This window comes from Bartonella sp. AA83SXKL (assembly GCF_042196965.1).
Classification (GTDB): domain Bacteria; phylum Pseudomonadota; class Alphaproteobacteria; order Rhizobiales; family Rhizobiaceae; genus Bartonella.
Window position 1 is genome coordinate 1 of sequence record NZ_JBHIRG010000110.1, and the last position, 1,003, is coordinate 1,003.

Annotated in this window: 1 pseudogene; it reads left to right on the forward strand. The window is 38.6% G+C overall.

The annotated features are described in order from the left end of the window. Positions 1–495: 495 nt before the first annotated feature. Positions 496–1,003: pseudogene (locus tag ACFINO_RS09990) on the forward strand (TIGR04086 family membrane protein); the annotation flags it as partial.

Here is a 1,003-nt window from a genome sequence, read left to right on the forward strand (position 1 = left end):
GGTCAAAACCGATACAAAGCGGTCCATAGATTTCACGATTTTTAAAAAAAGTTGAATGAAACATTCCACACCCTCATAAAGCGTCTTTTTAAACTTTCTAATACAACCAAAAAGAAATACATTTATCAAAATGACCGGTAACATGGTTTTCATGAAAAAGAAAATATTTTCAAATTTCATGACAGAATACGAACAAAACAAGCCATATCACTTTATAAGATAACTTCGTAATGCACAAATATCCCTTCTGTTTTTTTATTTTAGCTAGCTTATTTTTTTAGCACGAACATTTTTGATAAAGTTATTTTAGGTTGAGATTTTACCACAAGACCTTTTATCATTGGGGTATTATAATCCCAAGATAATAATTTCAGGGAGGATAATCAGTGTTTATTTTTGGTATTTTGCGTCTATTTTGGGCACAAATTTGTCTCTTTTGGAACATAATGGTTCAGGAAGCATTGTATCTCCAGCATCATTCAAGGAGATAAACACATGGAAACCCGCATACCTGAAGACACAGCCTTTGATACCCATTTTCTAGGCAAAACATCTGTAGAGGAACAGTATCCCCTCTTTCATACGCCGATTTCATGGTCGGCAATTTTTGCCGGCCTGGTGACAGCTCTAGCCACCTCGATCTGTCTCTCTTTTCTCGTTGCAGCCTTAGGCTTCAATCAAATGGATTTCACGTCTTCCACCCCTTTTGAAGGTTCGTTACGCTCCTTTGGCATAGGATCTCTTATCGTTACACTGATCAGCCTTGCTTTGGGAGGTTTTATTGCCGGACGTTTTGCAGAATCCTCAGGTGTGTTTCATGGCTTTCTCACTTGGGCCCTGTTAACCCTTATCATGGTGCTCCAAGCCATCCACATGGTTTCTAGTACAGCAAAGATAGGAGCTAAAACCGCTCTCGAAAACAGTTCCGCAATCCAACATACCGTGGACAGCTTTAAAACAAATTTTTCCCCCCTACTTGCAAAATTAAACAGCGAAAGTTTGG